At 41.6% G+C, this 17,140-nt stretch carries 17 protein-coding genes and 1 tRNA gene; 15 read left to right on the top strand and 3 right to left on the bottom strand.

The annotated features are described in order from the left end of the window. Positions 1-144 precede the first annotated feature (144 nt). The gene (gene larE / locus ACIZ62_RS12155) at positions 145-954 is read right to left on the bottom strand and encodes an ATP-dependent sacrificial sulfur transferase LarE (RefSeq protein ID WP_414150229.1); all 810 of its coding nucleotides are present in this window, start codon (positions 952-954) and stop codon (positions 145-147) included. Positions 955-1,083: 129 nt separating this feature from the next. Here larE and ACIZ62_RS12150 point away from each other — a divergent pair, with 129 nt between their 5' ends. Then, a complete protein-coding gene (locus tag ACIZ62_RS12150; RefSeq protein WP_414150228.1) occupies positions 1,084-1,818 on the top strand; it encodes a glycoside hydrolase family 25 protein in 735 nt (244 codons plus the stop codon). Between the two features lie 67 nt (positions 1,819-1,885). Here ACIZ62_RS12150 and ACIZ62_RS12145 read toward each other — a convergent pair whose 3' ends face one another. Then, complete coding sequence (locus tag ACIZ62_RS12145) at positions 1,886-2,272, bottom strand: desulfoferrodoxin family protein (RefSeq protein ID WP_414150227.1); 387 nt, start codon at positions 2,270-2,272, stop codon at positions 1,886-1,888. 166 nt (positions 2,273-2,438) lie between these two features. On the opposite strand from ACIZ62_RS12145, the gene ACIZ62_RS12140 reads away from it, so the two are divergent. Further along, complete coding sequence (locus ACIZ62_RS12140) at positions 2,439-3,056, top strand: NUDIX hydrolase (RefSeq protein ID WP_111889527.1); 618 nt, start codon at positions 2,439-2,441, stop codon at positions 3,054-3,056. 69 nt (positions 3,057-3,125) lie between these two features. Here the strand turns inward: ACIZ62_RS12140 and ACIZ62_RS12135 are convergent, their stop codons facing one another. Beyond that, positions 3,126-3,839 carry a hypothetical protein gene (locus tag ACIZ62_RS12135; RefSeq protein ID WP_322519440.1) on the bottom strand — a complete coding sequence of 238 codons (714 nt, stop codon included), beginning with the start codon at positions 3,837-3,839 and terminating at the stop codon, positions 3,126-3,128. Between the two features lie 272 nt (positions 3,840-4,111). On the opposite strand from ACIZ62_RS12135, the gene ACIZ62_RS12130 reads away from it, so the two are divergent. The 13 genes from ACIZ62_RS12130 (at position 4,112) to ACIZ62_RS12070 (ending at position 17,051) form a co-directional block, all read left to right on the top strand. Continuing rightward, the gene (locus ACIZ62_RS12130; protein ID WP_111889529.1) at positions 4,112-4,846 is read left to right on the top strand and encodes a gamma-glutamyl-gamma-aminobutyrate hydrolase family protein; all 735 of its coding nucleotides are present in this window, start codon (positions 4,112-4,114) and stop codon (positions 4,844-4,846) included. Positions 4,847-4,996: 150 nt separating this feature from the next. Next, positions 4,997-5,857, top strand: coding sequence for a hypothetical protein (locus ACIZ62_RS12125; protein ID WP_414150226.1), 861 nt, complete (start codon positions 4,997-4,999; stop codon positions 5,855-5,857). Positions 5,858-5,956: 99 nt separating this feature from the next. Next, positions 5,957-6,033, top strand: a tRNA-Arg gene (locus tag ACIZ62_RS12120). A gap of 221 nt (positions 6,034-6,254) precedes the next feature. Beyond that, positions 6,255-6,617: an IS66 family insertion sequence element accessory protein TnpA gene (gene tnpA / locus ACIZ62_RS12115; RefSeq protein ID WP_414150225.1), complete on the top strand. Its 363-nt coding sequence runs from the start codon at positions 6,255-6,257 to the stop codon at positions 6,615-6,617. Continuing rightward, entirely contained in the window at positions 6,611-6,967 is a 357-nt protein-coding gene (gene tnpB, locus ACIZ62_RS12110; protein WP_414150224.1) for an IS66 family insertion sequence element accessory protein TnpB, read from the top strand. Before tnpA ends, tnpB begins: the two co-directional genes overlap by 7 nt. A gap of 286 nt (positions 6,968-7,253) precedes the next feature. Continuing rightward, entirely contained in the window at positions 7,254-8,813 is a 1,560-nt protein-coding gene (istA, locus tag ACIZ62_RS12105; RefSeq protein ID WP_414150223.1) for an IS21 family transposase, read from the top strand. Next, on the top strand, positions 8,803-9,570 hold the full coding sequence (gene istB / locus ACIZ62_RS12100) for an IS21-like element helper ATPase IstB (protein WP_414150222.1): 768 nt from the start codon (positions 8,803-8,805) through the stop codon (positions 9,568-9,570). Before istA ends, istB begins: the two co-directional genes overlap by 11 nt. A gap of 125 nt (positions 9,571-9,695) precedes the next feature. After that, a complete protein-coding gene (gene tnpC, locus ACIZ62_RS12095) occupies positions 9,696-11,219 on the top strand; it encodes an IS66 family transposase (RefSeq protein ID WP_414151857.1) in 1,524 nt (507 codons plus the stop codon). A gap of 276 nt (positions 11,220-11,495) precedes the next feature. Beyond that, positions 11,496-11,855: a hypothetical protein gene (locus ACIZ62_RS12090; RefSeq protein ID WP_414150221.1), complete on the top strand. Its 360-nt coding sequence runs from the start codon at positions 11,496-11,498 to the stop codon at positions 11,853-11,855. Positions 11,856-12,482: 627 nt separating this feature from the next. Further along, complete coding sequence (locus tag ACIZ62_RS12085; protein WP_414150220.1) at positions 12,483-12,614, top strand: hypothetical protein; 132 nt, start codon at positions 12,483-12,485, stop codon at positions 12,612-12,614. Between the two features lie 48 nt (positions 12,615-12,662). Then, a complete protein-coding gene (locus ACIZ62_RS12080) occupies positions 12,663-14,174 on the top strand; it encodes an RNA polymerase sigma factor (protein ID WP_414150219.1) in 1,512 nt (503 codons plus the stop codon). A 28-nt stretch (positions 14,175-14,202) separates the two neighbouring features. Beyond that, positions 14,203-15,141 (top strand): hypothetical protein, encoded by a 939-nt coding sequence (locus tag ACIZ62_RS12075; RefSeq protein ID WP_414150218.1) that lies wholly within the window; start codon positions 14,203-14,205, stop codon positions 15,139-15,141. 317 nt (positions 15,142-15,458) lie between these two features. Continuing rightward, positions 15,459-17,051, top strand: a complete 1,593-nt coding sequence (locus ACIZ62_RS12070; protein WP_414150217.1) for a hypothetical protein — start codon at positions 15,459-15,461, stop codon at positions 17,049-17,051. The last annotated feature ends 89 nt before the right edge of the window (positions 17,052-17,140 follow it).

Genomic DNA, 17,140 nt, shown 5'->3' with positions numbered 1-17,140 from the left:
CGTACCGACCAATGACCTAGGGGTCAGACCCTTGTTAATCTGTTGTTCGCTGCGGGATCGAACAGGTTATCACCATGTTCGCCCCGATGCGTACAACATGATGTAACAATTGTCGGTACTACGGTTGTTTTAACCTGAAATTATTCAACCGTTCATATTACCGCAGTTGTAGCCGGCCAGATCCAGGGTGATGGTTTTGAGGCCCAGTTTTTTTAGGGTGTCGATTAGGGACAGACGGTTTTTGATGATGGCAGCAAAATCGTCGGGATCGCATTCAATTTTTGCTGTATCACCCAAAAGCCGCAGCCGATATTGGCTTAAACCGAGGGATTTGAGAAAATCTTCCCCAGCTTCAATGGCCGCAAGGGCTTCCGGCGTGATCGGTGTATTAGTGGGGATTCGGGTGGCCAGGCAAGCCATAGCCGGTTTGGTGGCGGTAGGGAGATTGTAATAGGTTGACAGATCCCGGATATCCTGTTTGGTCAGGCCGGATTCTTTTAAAGGGCTAAAGACACCCAGTTCTCCCAGGGCTTTAATGCCCGGCCGGTAATCCTTCATATCGTCCCAATTAGAGCCGTCCAGGAGGACTTCAAAGCCTCTAGCCTGGGCGGCATCTTTGATTTGGGTAAAAATAAATTTCTTGCAATGGTAACAGCGGTCAGCCGGATTTTTGACAAAATTTTCCAGCGAAAAAACATCTGCTTCAATCACCAGCGGCACCGCTCCGATGGTCTTTGCCAAAGCCTGGGACTCGGTAAATTCGGAACTGGGTAGCATAGCACCATTGACTGTGATGGGTAAAACAGCGTTCCCCAGTACGTCAACCGCTACCTGTAGCAATAGCGTGCTGTCTACACCGCCAGAAAAGGCAATGCTGACCTTGGGGAAGCGGGAAAGATTCTCTTTCAGGGTCGCCAGTTTTTCAGCAAGAACTGGGGATAATGGTTTATTCATAACGCTCTCCTTATATGCAGATGATCAGCCGGTAAATGGACTGTAACTATATTATAACTCCTTAAGAGACTTTCCTGCCAGTGATTATTTTGTTATAATGCTTCTATTAAGAGTTAAGGAGGAAAATCAATGACCAAAAGAAAAGCACTCTCATTGGTAGTCGGAATCGGGGTGTTAATCATCATCATTTTGATCATTTATGGCGTCACCAATACATTAAATCATACCAAAAGAGCGGATCATCTGGTTAAAGGGGTGGATTTATCGGCCTATCAGGGGGAGATCGACTGGGAACTGCTGGCTGCTCAGAATATTGATTTTGCTTTTATCAAGGCGACTGAAGGGGATGATTTTGTCGATTCTAAGTTTAAGACAAATTGGGAAGAGAGTCAGAAAACCCAACTCAAGGTCGGGGCCTATCATTTCTTGAATTATGACACCACCGGTAAAGTTCAGGCCAGAAATTTTATTGAGAACGTACCGGCTTCAAATAAAAACCTGCCACCGGTGATCGATCTGGAGCTATATGGGATCTATGAAGATAATGCCTTGCCTAAAGAGCAGGTTAAAGTCATCCTTGATGAGCTAATAAAAGAACTGGAAGATCATTACGAGGTTAAGCCGATTCTCTACACCACCCAGCGGATTTTTAAAATGTATATCGGGACCGACTATAAAGACTATCCGATCTGGATTGTCGATTTGGATAATAGCTGGCCGGAAACACTGCCAAACGGCGAAAAGTTTACCTTCTGGCAATATAGCCATCGGGGTATGATGGACGGTTACGACGGGGATGAAACCTTCATTGACATGAATTTATATAATGGTACCTACGCAGAATTTATTAAAGAATTCTTTTAACACCACAAAAAGCTGCCATTGCGGCAGCTTTTTGTGGTGTTTGATTATTTTTTACAGTGTGTAATAATTATAGACTTGCTTTCCATAAACCATGAAGGTTACAATATTCATAGGCCGCAACAACCTTATCCCCTGGGGTTAATGCAAATTCAGCTTTTGGGGCGCCTGTTTCGGCCAGACATTTTCGTTGGCGGCCTTCTTTTGTTTCAAGAAAGATCCAGGCGATATGGTGTTCGGGAGTCATTGGATGAGGAACACTTCCGATATCAACAGTCACAGTATTACCGCTTACAGTAATGACTGGAACATGTTTTTCTTGGGCGGCATCCGTCGTATTAGCAACAACTTCAGTCATGGGATCGCCACAACAGATCATTTCTACACCTGATTCATGAATCATACTCACAAAATTACCACAATGTTTACAGACAAAAAATTTTGGTTCTTTACACATAATAGACCTCCTAAGTCAATTTTAATCTTCACTTGTTATATTCCCAATAAATAAGGAAATAAACAGATAAGATTAATTCTCGATTATATTATAGCACAGGAGTCGGAAATGTGAAGACCTTACTTGTTAAATTTTGGAAGGAGAGAAGCGTAGCTTCGAGAAAAAAATGGAAAAACAATGGCTTGTATGGGCAAGAGAATTGCAATCAATCTCTCAATCAGGATTGACCTACTGCAAAAATGATTATGATCTGGTTCGTTATCGTGAGATCGAAAAGCTGTCTCAAGAAATCATCGAAAAACACACCGAGGTTTCCCATGAGGTGATCAAAGATTACTACGTTCGCGAAGAAGGGTATCTGACCCCCAAAGTGGATGTCCGCGGTGGGGTTATCGTGGAAAATAAAATTTTGCTGGTCCGGGAGAAGGTTGATGGTCGCTGGTCCCTGCCGGGGGGCTGGGCTGATGTCAATCGGACACCGCAGGAAAATGTCATCAAAGAAGCCTTTGAAGAAGCTGGTGTGCTGGTTAAACCAACCCGACTGGTGGGGTTGCTGGATCGCAGTAAGTGGGTCCAGGACACCTGTCCCTATACCATTTATAAGATCCTGATGCTTTGTGAATTGCTGGATGGTGATTTTAAATGCAATGCTGAAACAATCGAGAGTGGCTTCTTTGCCATGGACCAGTTGCCGCCGTTGTCCCTGGGTCGAACCACCGAAGCGCAGCTGGCTCTCTTTTTTAAAGCGCACCAAAACACGGAATACTATCCAGTATATGATTAGATGAATAAGAGTAGATAAACGAATAAAAACCACAAAAATCCGTTGATCAACGGGTTTTTGTGGTTTTTATTAGACAACAAAAGTGGTCGGTACGTTGGTACAGGTAATGGGTGTGATAATCATCTTGGCAACCCCATTTTGTCCCTGAGCTTGTAGAGTTTCTTCCTTCGATCGGTTGATCGGGAGAGCACCGGCGATCATTTTTCCCTCTTCTGAGGCCGGGAAAAAATTACCGTTTTTGTTTAGAAAAGTCGCATAAACCCGGAATTGAGTTGCCCCGTCGGCGTCGACAAAGGTATAAAAACCATCTTGACCTTCCACCGGGGTATAAAAAGCAAAGGGCAGTTCTCCGTTATAAGCGGTGGTAATACCGTTGGCCTTATCCACGGTAGTCAGGTAAGAACTGCCGTCTTTTAAGGACAGATGAACGTTTTGTTCATCGACTTGATAATTGACCTGATAAAAACCTTCGCCCATCAGGTGAGACTCACCATCGGCAATGGATTCTTTTTTTCCATAAGCATAGTAAACCGGTTCCCCGGCGGTATTGGTAAAACCAAAAATACCAAACTGGACAGTGGTGGTGGCACCATTGGGATCATCAGGAATAGGATTGGTGATGCTTACGATCGAATCAAGGTTCAACCCATTGGGTATGGTTGCTTTTGTTGGAAGGGTCATTAAAGTAATGTAGGTAGTGCCCCCATCGTCTTTATCGCAACCGGCGAATAGTAAGACAATCAGGGACATAATTAGGATAATCAAGAATCTTTTTTTTGGCATGCCGTCGCTCCTATTTCAAAGTTAAGTATATTTTATAACACTTTTTAGTCAATAGCAACCACGCTTTGGTCACAATTATGTCCAAGAATCAAACTTTGCTTGTGATTAGGATGCTTTTCGTTTAAAATAATATCCATGACTACGGTTATTGATAAGCTTGTGTACTATCAATGACTTAAGGGTTAGACCCTTGTTAGTCGATTGAGGTCATCAGGAGTATCTTTTCTAGAATCAGGATTTGAGCCAGACATAAGAAATGAGGAAACTAAAAAATGGGTGTAGATAAAAAACCCCTAATCGGGATTTTACCGTTATATGACAGTAGTAAACAAAGTATTTGGATGTTCCCGGGATATACCGATGGCATTACTAAGGCCGGCGGAATTCCGGTGATCCTTTCAATTTTGAACAGTAACGAAGATATTGAAGCCATCGCCGACCGATTGGATGGGTTTGTCTTCAGTGGTGGGCAGGATGTGGACCCTCAGTATTACGGGGAACCCCTACTCAGATATAGCAATGAAATCTATCCTCCCCGAGATCAGTTGGAATTGCAGCTATTACGGGCTGTAATGGATCGGGACAAGCCAATTTTTGGGGTTTGCCGGGGACTCCAATTAATTAACGTTGCTTTGGGAGGAAGCCTCTATCAGGATATCGATGTGCAGGTAAAAAGGGAATTCCAAATTCAGCATTTTCAACAAAACAATTATGAACATCCCGTTCATAGTGTGAAACTGAAGAAAGAATCCCGACTATTTGAGATCTTTGAGACTGAAACGATCCGGGTTAACAGCATGCATCATCAGGGGATTGCCAGGTTGGCTTTTGACCTCCAGGCGACCGCCATTAGTGAAGATGGTCTGGTCGAAGCGGTGGAGATCGGGGATCTCACCTTCGGCCTGGCAGTGCAATGGCATCCTGAATTTTTATGGCAGCAGGATGAAAAAACATTGAATATGCTAAAAGCCTTTGTAGATGCCGCAAAGAATGAAATGAAAGAATAAAATAATAATGATTGTTTGACTATTCTCAGGGTTCTGCTATTGGCTTTTGAGAAGACCATCAATCATTGTTATTTTATTGAAATTAAGTGTAAACTGATTAGGAATGATGATATAATAATGAAGTTACGACTAAAATGAAAGAGAAAACTGATGACAAAACCGAATAAAAAAAAGTGGCTACTTGGCCATCTCAAAGATTTTTGGGAAGAAGCCAGAGAAAATAAAATAAAGGCCTTTGTTTATATTGCTTTGCGGATTCTGGTAGTGATTGTTTTAATTGCCGAGATATTCAATCGGAATTATAATAATGTGTTTCTCTGTGTGCTGACCCTGATACTCTTTATGATTCCGAACTTTCTTGATAAACGGATGAATATTGTTTTGCCAGGGACGCTGGAGATCATCGTGCTCTTGTTTATCTTTGGCGCGGAAATTTTGGGTGAAATTAATGAATATTACCTGATTTTTGACCGCTGGGATGATATGCTTCATACGATCAACGGGTTTCTCTGTGCGGCTATCGGTTTCTCAATGATTGATATCCTCAATCGCAATGAAAAAGTAACCTTTTCGCTGTCACCAGCATTTGTGGCCCTGGTGGCCTTTTGTTTTTCGATGACGGTGGGGGTAGTGTGGGAGTTTTTTGAGTTTGGAATGGATATTTTTTTTCAAACTGATATGCAAAAGGATACAATTTTGCCGGTAATCAGTTCGGTTCTTTTTAACCCTGATGGCAAAAACGTAGCGGTAGTGATGCCTATCGAATCCATGGTAGTTAATGGGGTGCCCTGGCATTATGGCGGATACATCGATATCGGTTTGTACGATACGATGAATGATCTTTTGGTCAACTTTATCGGGGCAGTGTCCTTTTCAATCATCGGTTATTTTTATATTAAGAATCGTAGTAAGGGGAAATTTGCTAAACGATTTATACCCCGTCGCAAAACCGAAGCGGAGATTTTAGAGGAACGGGAAAACAACAAAAAAAAGCATAGCTACGATTTGTGAAAAATAACACAAAATTATCAAAAAAAGACTTTTAATATGAATCTCAATGTGCTATAATAACGTTCGTGGCCAACGGAAGTATCCTAGGTCACGATATGCGTGCCCTTGGCTCAGCTGGATAGAGCGTTCGGCTACGAACCGGAAGGTCGGGGGTTCGAATCCCTCAGGGCACGCCATTTTATTGAATTTGAAGCCACCTATATTTTATGGGTGGCTTTTTTTCATATAAAAAATTTAGGCTGGAAATGCAGCCAATCGTAAGCGATCAATAACAAGGTGCCTTACATTCCGGATAAATCCATGAGATAATAGACTCCAAATTAAAACTAAAGTTTTTCAAGTTGTAGTTTTTCGAGTTTTTCAAGTGACTTTGAAATACTGCACAGGAGGTATCACAATGGATGCAATTACTCCAGTTAAAACGAAGTTCCGCTTGGAACAGTGGACACAACTTATCCAGGATCAACGGTCAAGTGGGATGTCTGTCAAAGCCTGGTGTCAACAGTCGCAGATTAAGGAAACATCATATTATTACTGGCTCAAACGCATCCGACAGCAAGCTTGCAGCCAGGAGGTGATGACCACACAACGGGAACCGGATGGTCCGGTTACTTTTGCAAAACTTCCGATTAGTCTGGGAAAAACAAACCGGAGTCCGGCAATGGTGATTATTCTTCCATCGGCATCGATCGAGGTGATGGATGGGGCTGCCCCGGAAACGATCGAAGCTGTTCTGCTGGCAATGAAAGTGTTATGTTAGGCGACATTACAATTGCACAGGAAATCTACATCGCCTGTGGTTATACCGATATGCGTAAATCTATTGATGGACTGGCTGCTCTGGTACAGGAGTCAATGGGATTGAATCCGTTTGGACCGGCACTCTACTTATTCTGCGGGAAGCGTCGGGATCGGATTAAGGCGCTGCTTTGGGAAGGTGATGGTTTTGTTCTGCTTTACAAACGCCTCGAAAATGGAAACTACAAATGGCCACGGACAAAAAACGAAGTCAGAACACTTTCCTGGAAAGAATTCAGATGGTTGTTAGAAGGACTATCCGTCGATCAGCCCCGAGCCATCAAGCCGGTTGAACCCGGCGATTTCTGTTGATTTAAAACCGCTGAAACCCGCATAAATGCTGGATATTTTCGTCATTTCATGGTATAATAAAGCCATCAAAAAACGGGAGAATCAGCACCCCCCTTTCTACATTTTTATTTTATGAGTATTTCGGTCGAAACTTCCAACCGAACCGGATATTCGTGCCAATCACTTCGGATTTTCGTGCCAACGCTTCCGGGTTTTCGTTTCAATCGTTCCGGTCAGGTTTCAATCAGGGTATAAGGGATATATGCATCAGTTAACTGATGTAAATCCATTTTAGGAGGTCATTCTCATGACCAAATATCGTGAAATTCTGAGGCTGTTCAACCTTGGCATCAGCCAGACTGGTATTGCCAGTAGCTGTGGTTGTGCCAGAAAAACAGTTCGGGATGTTGTTAATCGGGCCAAAGCCTGCAACATCATCTGGCCGTTACCGGCCGAAACAACAGATGCTGATCTGGAAAAACTATTGTTTCCTGATAAATCCGTACCAAAATCGGATCGCAGATTTCCTGACTATGATTATATTGATAAGGAAATGCTGCGCAGTGGGGTAACATTAAAGCTTCTCTGGAATGAATACTGTGAAAGCTGTCGACAGAATAAAGATATTCCTCTGATGTACACTCAATTCTGCCACTATTATCAGAAGTACAGCGACAAGAAACGGGCAACCATGCACATTCCCCGCAAGCCCGGCGAGCAGATTGAAGTGGACTGGGCCGGAAAACCGGCTTACATCATCGACACCGATACCGGGGAAATGATCCCCTGCCACATTTTTATCGGGGTTCTGAATTACAGTCTCTATGCCTATGTGGAAGCCTTTTTTAAAATGGATCTGGAAAGCTGGATTACCGCCCATATCCATATGTATCAATACTTTGGTGGCAGTACCCGGATGCTGATTCCTGATAATCTCAAGACCGGGGTTGATAAGACCGACGACTGGTATACTTCAAAGATCAACAAAACCTATTATGAAATGGCTGAATACTATGATACAGCCGTGTTACCAGCAAGAGTGAAGGCGCCCAAAGACAAACCAGGTGTCGAGGGTTCGGTCAACGTGGTAACCAACTGGATTACAGCGACCATCCGCAACGAGAAATTCTTTGCGATTGAGGAGCTGAATCGTGAAATACAGATTCAGCTGGAAAAGCTCAATCACAAGCCCTTTCAGAAAAAGGATGGCAGTCGACACAGTGTTTACATTGCTGATGAAAAGCCTTTTCTCACGCCATTGCCACCCGTTGCTTATGAATTGTCACAATGGAAAAAAGCCACGGTGCAGTTCAATTATCATATTTCAGTGGACAAAATGCATTACTCGGTTCCTTATGAATACATCAAACAGGAAGTGGATGTACGACTGACCCGATCGATTGTCGAAGTGTTCTACCGTAATCAGCGGATCTGCTCCCACAAACGCCTTCATGGCCACCCCAACCAGTACAGTACGCTTCAGGCGCATATGCCGGAGGATCATCAGAAATACCTGGAGTGGAATGGTGATCGCTTCATTGAATGGGCTCAGAAAATCGGCCCCCATACCGTTACGACGGTCAAATCGATTCTTGCTTCCTTCAAGGTCGAACAGCAGGGATACAAATCCTGTATGGGTCTGCTGAAGCTGGCTGATAAATATTCGGTCAACCGTCTGGAAGCCGCCTGTAAAAAGGCCTTGTCCTATACACCTCATCCCAGTTATAAGAGTGTCAAAAATATTCTCACAACCGGTCAGGATAAACTGTCCGATCAACCAGAGCAGAATCAGGAATCATCGGTTGAAAATCAATATGGGTACACCCGTGGTCCCGGCTACTATGGAGGTAAGCATCATGACGAATGAAGCCACCCTCAATAAACTCATCGAAATGCACCTGTCAACAATGGCTGATGCTTTCCGACTGCAATTGAACGACCCCTCTATGGCGGATATTCCGTTTGAAGACCGGTTCGGACTGATGGTTGACCGGGAATATACCAGCCGAAAAAATAACCGACTGCAGCGACTGATCAGAAAGGCTGGTTTTGATCAGTCCCAGGCAAATGTGAATGACATCAATTATCAGGCGGGTCGAAAGCTCAATAAAAAACTGATTGAACGCCTGTCGACCTGTGAATACATCCGGGAAGCACACAATATTATTATTGCCGGTGCAACGGGTACCGGTAAGTCCTACATTGCCTGTTCTCTGGGTATGGAAGCCTGCAAACACTATTACGCCACAAAATACATCCGTCTGCCGGAACTACTGGCCGAACTGGCGGTAGCCCGGGGTGAGGGTAAGTTTAAAGAAACGATCCGGCACTATCAGAAATACACCCTCCTGATCCTCGATGAATGGTTGCTGATCAAACTGACTGAAACGGAAGCCCGGGACTTACTGGAGATTATCCACGCCCGTCATAAAAAGGTTTCCACGATTTTCTGCTCCCAGTTTGCTCCACTCGGCTGGTACAGCAAATTTCCTGAAGCAACTGTCGCCGATGCCATTCTTGATCGGATTGTTCACAATTCACACAGCATCGAAATTCAGTATATTGACAAGGAGCATGACCGCTCCATGCGGGAAATCTACGGGATCGACGCTCAAAACACTTAAATAGCCAATTGGCACGATACCGGAACATCTGAAACCACTGTCCGGACTCGGTGACACAAACCTCCGGACAGGCTGGTTTTTTCAGCCGAAATATTCATTTTACAATAAACAAACGGGATACCACGATCAAACAACTGGAAAGCACCATCAAAAGCCTGGAACAGCAGGTAAACAACCTGACTGAGATGATCCTGCTTCTCCGGAAAGAGAAGTTTGGCAGCTCCAGTGAAAAAACGCCCAAGCCAGTACTAAGTGGTCAGATTTGTCTGTTCAATGAGGCGGAAGTCGAGGCCGATCCCAATGCACCGGAACCAGTGGTGAAGGATGTCCATGGTTATAAACGCCACAATCCCAAATCCAGACGAGAGGAACGCCTTAAAGATCTGCCAGTCAAGGAAATCCTCTGTGAGATCCATGAAGACGATCAGAACTGCCTCCGTTGCAATACCCTGCTTCGTCCCATCGGAAGAGAAACCGTTCGCGAAGAACTGGAATACATCCCGGCAAAACTGCAGATTATCCGGTATGTCCGGATGGCTTATGAATGCCCCCAGTGTAAGCATACCGATACGCCGTATATCGAAAAAGCCTTGACGCCTTCTCCGCTGATGGCTCATTCACTGGCATCTCCCAGTACCGTGGCTCATGTTATGTATCAGAAATATGTCAATGCCATGCCTCTTTACCGCCAGGAAAAGGATTGGGAGCAGCTGGGGTTTGCGCTATCCCGGGCAACTATGGCCAACTGGATCATCCGGTGTTCTCAGGACTATCTAAACCCTATCATTGCCCATCTCCGGGAAAAGCTCCGGCAGCGCGAGATTCTTCATTGTGACGAGACCCCGGTTCAGGTTTTGAAGGAAGAAGGGAAAAAGCCACAGTCAAAATCGACCATGTGGCTCTACCGTACCGGAAATGACGGGAAAGCGCCCATCATCCTGTACGACTACCAGAAGTCCAAAAGCGGCGAAAATGCCCTGAACTACCTGAAAGGGTTCATCGGCTTTCTTCACAGCGATGGCTATGCGGGGTACAATCGCCTGAAAGATGTGACCCGGTGTGGCTGTTGGGCTCACCTCCGAAGAAAATTTGTGGAGGCAGCACCGACGGACAAACGTTCTGAAAATGGACCACCCACCCCGGCCGAAGTCGGTAGGGATTACTGTAACCGGCTTTTTAAAATCGAAGAGACACTCTCCGCTCTGTCTCCTGATGAACGCTATCTTAAGCGTCTGGAACTGGAAAAACCAGTTCTGGAGGCCTTTTGGTGCTGGATTGATTCATTGAATGTCTTGCAGGGCTCCGCCCTGGGCAAAGCCGTGGTCTATGCCCGGAATCAGAAACGTTACATGGAAAACTATCTCCTTGACGGACGATGTTCACTCTCAAACAATCTGGCCGAAAACAGCATTCGACCTTTTACTGTGGGTCGAAAAAACTGGCTCTTCTCAGATACACCCAAAGGAGCTTCAGCCAGTGCTGCGATCTACAGTCTTGTCGAAACTGCCAAAGCCAATGGGCTGAATGTCTACGCCTATCTTAATCATCTGCTGCTGTATATGCCGGATGCAGATTATCTGAATGATCCGGATGAATTGGATGACTTATTGCCCTGGTCAGAACGCGTACAAACAGAATGCAAACTATAAAAGAGAACTTTGTCAGAACTGGACTGTTAATAAGTGCCAGTTCTATTTTATTTTTTGTGGCACCCTATATTTAAGCGCTTACAGCCAATCCCGATTATCTAATGAGATGGGATGAAAAAATTGCACGCATTGAAAAAAACGACCTATTTCCCCTTTGATCGGAAATGTTGCCTTCATGTCTTTAATGAATTGTGCAAACTCTTGAGTTTTAATTTAGCTCATTGTGTTGCCTAGGAAAAGGGGATCAAGAGTCGATATTTCACAATTGGTGCAAACATGAACTACGAACCAGCCAGAAGTCTTGTCGGGGACGAAGTCGTTTATGTGTTAAATTACAATCGGATCAAAGAATTGAAACCGGTAATGGCTAAAACCTATCTGGATATTCTGTTTCTTGATACGATCAGCTTTAATATGGACCGCCATACCGAGAACTGTGGTTTTTTAAGAGATTCCCAAACCGGACAAATTTTAAAGATTGCACTGAATTTTGACAACAACATTGCCTTAATCAGCCAAGGCTATCCATCTGATTTTGAACGAAAAAATGATCTGTTTGTCCATGATTTTCTGGCTCTACTGAATATTGAAAAGAATGACTATCAGATGCCGCTACTACGTGAAGACATGATTTGAGAGGCACTGGCTAAGGTGCCCATTGGGGTGGATAAAGACTTTATTGTTACTTTTATTCTAGAATGGGTACCGGTTGCTTATTAATATAAGAATTTAATAACGCTATGCTTTAGAAGTCTCTGTCCGATTAAATCGGCCGGAGTCTTTTTTCATTGGGTCTTTAATAAATCGAGTACAGAGCGTACAAAAAAACTTTTAATTTGAAGATGTTACACTTTTTTCAAAATTATTGTTTTAGGTATAATAAAAAAGTAGCAACTTTATTATGCGAGTTTTTTAAATTTTGTTTAAATACGGATTGTTGCTGATTGGACATACAAGAATTTGTTTAGAATTATTGTTATCTTGAGTATTTCGGGAGTGTTTATAAAGAAATGCAACGAATAGTGTGATTATAGTTACAAAAGTTGATTGACTAAACTATAAGGTATAGTTATGATATGATTATCGCTTTTTTAAGCTTTGACTTTATTGGATAAGAACGCCATAAACCGCCGACAGGAAGAGAACAAGAAAAAACAGTTCAAGCAGAAGCAACCGAATATACGAAAAAAATTAAAATAAATAAAACTTTTTAAAAACTTATCTTGTCATATTAGTAAAGAGAGGAAATATGAGGGGGATATGATGAAAAAATCAAATTTAATACAATGGTTTGTCCGATTAATTAAGAAAGACAGACAGTTATTTAAAAGTGATTTAGGCATCAAGAAAGATGTTTATAACAAAGTGCAAAAAAAAATGAGAAAAATAAAATAAACATCAAGTCAATAATTGTGATTAATATAGAGTTTATAGGAGCGAAGAATGAGCGATGGATTTGCCAAAAAAGATGATACCATGAATTATATGCAGGCAGTAGCGCTTGCCAGAGAAGGGAAAGAAGAAGGTTTTAATTTCCTTTATGAGAAGACATATAGGGAAAAGTACTATATAGCGATCAAATATATGAAAAATGTGGAAAATGCGCAGGATGTATTACAGGATTCATACATAAAAGCATTTAACAAACTTGATACATTGCAGGACGCTAATGCTTTTCCAGGTTGGTTTGGTCAAATAGTAGCGAATACAGCTAAAAATGCACTGGTCAAAAAGAATCCGATATTGTTTTCCGAAATGGAAGGGTCGAATGATGATTCCTTTAAATGGGAAGATCAGATTGAAGATGACAATCAATATTATCAACCGGAAAAAGCTTATACAGCCAAAGAAACTCAGGAAATGGTCCATGAATTACTGGAGTCACTTTCAGATGAGCAGCGATTATGCATGTTGATGTTCCATATTGAGGAACAAAGTATAAAAGATATTGCTAAAACATTAAATTGCTCAGAAAATACGGTGAAGTCACGGTTAAATTATGGCAGGAAAAAACTGAAGACACAGGCAGAAGTATTACAGCAAAAAGGCTACAAACTGTACAGTTTTGCACCCGCCCCGTTATTGTTGTATTTATTGCAGTCCGAAAAGGAACTGTTTATATCAACTGAAAATACCGTCTTAGCCACAACCCTCTATACTCAAATTGCGAGCCATGTAAAGATGACAAAAATTGCTGGTGAAGGCATTAGCGAAGGATTAAAACAGACTTTTATTCATACTACAGCGGGAAAGATCACCGTAGCGGTTGCGGGGCTAGCCTTAGTCGGTACAATGGCAGCCGGTACAGTATGGTATCAGTCTAATCATCCAGGTGATGCTGAGTTTAATGGGAGTTCGGCAGAAGCTATTAAAGAAGAATCGATTGGGTTAACAGATGATGGTAATCCAAATCAGACAAAAGAACAAGAGCAGAAGACCAAATCAAAAAGTGCCTGGAAAAAACTCTATGTTGACCAGTTAGAAGCGGTGAAAGCGGATGAGAGTACATACAGAGCGACGCTGCCGTCATGGGGTCAGAGTGCAGTGATCACCTATGAATACGCATTGGTTGATATGGATAAGGATGGTATTCCAGAGCTAATCGTTAATACCATCGTTGATGGAATAGGAACCTGTGGTATCTATACAATTTCAGATGATCTAATGATGACGATGAAGCTAACATCTGATGAAGCAATCAGTGCTGGGGTAGCGTCAGCAGGCGGTTACAGAGCATATTTGTCAATACCAGCTGATGGAACCGGTCTCTATTTTTGCAGTTATATGTCAGTGTATCCTGATGTCGATGTGACCAGATTGACGATAGCAAATGATAAGTTGCTCAAAACTGAAGAACCAACCATACAGATGAAAACGGATGCCTATAATGCCTTCAGTGCTGAAAATAAGACAGTTGAATGGACAGATGTTGAGGATACACAAGCTTTTCAATAATTAAAAAATGATAAAGGGGCCATGTATTATGAACGAATTACATAAAAAACTATTAAATATGAAAAATTTAGTTACCGATTTAAACCAGTACAATCAGAAAGAAAATAACTATAAAGCCCAGATGCAGCCAAAGATAAATAGTGATATTTACGCAGCAAAAAAGGTGACCAAAAAATATTTTGCAATTATAGCAATGGTTGCTGTGATTTTTATTCTTTTGTCCATTCCAACATTTATTGGTGATATTCAAAGAGCGTATAAAAATGATTCAGTGGATGATGAGTTTCAATGGGCGCTTCATCATCCAGGGGATGAATACCCAGGCTATGAAAAAGATCCAAGCGTTGTAACAACAATATTTATGTCTGATTTCGGACCAATAATACTTATAGCTGTGATTATAGCTGGTGGGTATATCACTATTATAAAGGTTATGAATACTTCAAAGAAAAAAGTCGTAAATGAAAATAATATAAAAATAGTAGAACAAAACAAGGACAACGAATTAAAAAATACGAAGTTGTATAATGAGGTTGCAATTTTAAACCAAGAGCGAGAAAAACTTTATATTGAAATAACTAGAAATTTACAGGAGTGGTTCCCAAAAGATTATTGTTTTTTGAATGCAATAGATTATTTTATTAATCTTGTTGAAAACCATATGGCAGACACAATTCAAAAAGCAGTAGAACTGTATTTAGATGATATGAGACATCGAATTACGAGCCAAAAATTAGATCAGATTAAGGGTGGGATGCTGGTAATGATTAATAATCAGCAAGTTATGATGTCAAAACAAGATGAAATGATTAGACAGCAGATTATAGGCAACTGCATTAATTCGGCAAACTTAGCCAATAATATGGCAATGAGAAGAGATATAAAGGATGTAGGCGATTCTGCGGAAAGAGCTGCAAAAGCTGCCAGCAATGCTGCATATGCAGCAAGTGGAGTTGCTACAAAATAGATTAATAATCAAAAATTAGAAGTTAGAGACGAATTGGGATGTGAGATTAAAAAAATTGTAGGAGTATTACTTATGGTTTGTGAGGTAGTAGCATGCGGTATCAAACAGTGCCCAGAATATTGATTGGTTGGGTTGGGCATTAAGTGGTAAAGAAGCTGTACTGTTGAACTTGGATAACGTTTAGAAGGTATTGTAGATTAGAGTATTGATTATAGCACTCTAATTCCAGACACATGTTTATATGGTTTAATTTTTGGTTTGCTTATATGATATAACAAACTTAAGATAATTATTTAATTTTTAGGAGGGTATATATTATGATTGGTAAAAAGTTGCTTGTATTTAGTTTAGTTTTATTTCTTTTAATCGGGTGTAGTTCTTCTGTTTTGGCTGCGTCTGTTTCAGAAATTCCTAATTCTGAGTTAGGGGTTACAGTTAGTGAGAACAAAGGTGATCCAGTTGCTGTTATTGGCAAAGATGAGTTTCTTATTTCTAAAGGAACTGTTTTAACTGGGGACATGCTTATCGAAGGGCTTGGTCTTAAGGTTGTAGATGCTGACGGGAATGATTTGCATATGCCAGAAAAGATTAGGTTTGGTTTTGGGGAGAGTCATACGGCTGATGAAGAGGCAGCGATCGTAAATGATTTTTTCATTGGACAGAATTATGCTAATAGTGGAATTTCCGTTTATGCTAAGGTTGATGGAGTACCGTATTATGACTTTCGAGCCACTGTAACTACAATGGATAATTCTAATGTTACATACCCTGTGGAAGACCCATATCGGGGTGTGGTGTCTGCTATCATTGGTCAACATAACATTGCCATTCCTTATGGGTCGAAAATAACGGGTGATATGATTTTAGATAATCTTAAGGTGGTCGATGCTGAGGGTAACGACTTGGGTTTAAGTGATCAGATTACGTTTAGCAAACCTGTAGTGTTCGAGCTTAAAGAAATTACTGCTGATGGTTTAGCAGACTTGATAAATACTTATTTTGAAGGTAACCAATCTTCACTGAGTTCAGAAGGACTTGCTTATAATGTTGATTTAAGAGGGCCAGATACTTATTTTTCTTTCAACTTTTATGTGAGTAGGTATTATGATAAAGATGACTTTGTTGTAGGCGAGCCTTACGCTATTACTGGTGATTCTGAAGAATTAGAGGTTTATGTAGATGAGGGTAAAACTCCTGTGTTAACAGGGAACATGCTTACTAAAGGTCTCAAGGTTGTTGATATTAATGGAAACGACTTGGGGATGACTGATAAGATTATTTTCTTCAAAGGTAAAACTCCGGATGCTGAGGCTGAACGATTAAAGAACTTTTTTCTTAGTGAGGGTTGGCTTCGTCATCAGATAACTGCTGTAATAGATGGGTATTCTGAGTCTATTCAGTTTAATATTATAGTTCGCTCCGTCACGACAAAAGATGATGGTACTGTTGACAAGGTGGGCAAGTCTATCGCTTATACTACCCATGTTCAAAATTATGGTTGGCAGAAATCGGTAGCCGATAGTAAAATGTCTGGTACTTCGGGAGAGAGTCTTCGATTAGAAGGTATAAAAATTGAGACTGGTATCGAAGGTTTGGGTGTTAGTTACGCCACTCATGTAGAAAATATTGGATGGCAAGATCCAGTAGTAGATGGTGCAATTTCTGGTACATCAGGTAAAGGTTTAAGACTTGAAGCAATAAGAATTAAATTAACCGGTGAACAGGCTGAGAATTATGATGTATATTATCGCGTTCACGCTCAAAATGTTGGTTGGATGGGTTGGGCTTCTAATGGTACTGATGCCGGTACTGCTGGTTACGGATATCGATTAGAAGGAATTGAAATTCAGATCGTTGCAAAAGGGGCTAATGCGCCAGGTTCTACAAATAATGCTTTTATTCAGAAATAAAAGATGACCATACCAACGTAGTATGCGCTCAAAGTGGAAAAAACAAAGAGTAATTCGGACAAAGTATGTTATAGGTATATGATATTTTG

The sequence above is a fragment of the Acetobacterium carbinolicum genome (assembly GCF_047456275.1).
Taxonomy (GTDB): Bacteria; Bacillota; Clostridia; order Eubacteriales; family Eubacteriaceae; genus Acetobacterium; species Acetobacterium carbinolicum.
The sequence above is the reverse complement of the archived record's forward strand: the minus strand, read 5'-3'. Positions and strand labels throughout refer to the sequence as shown.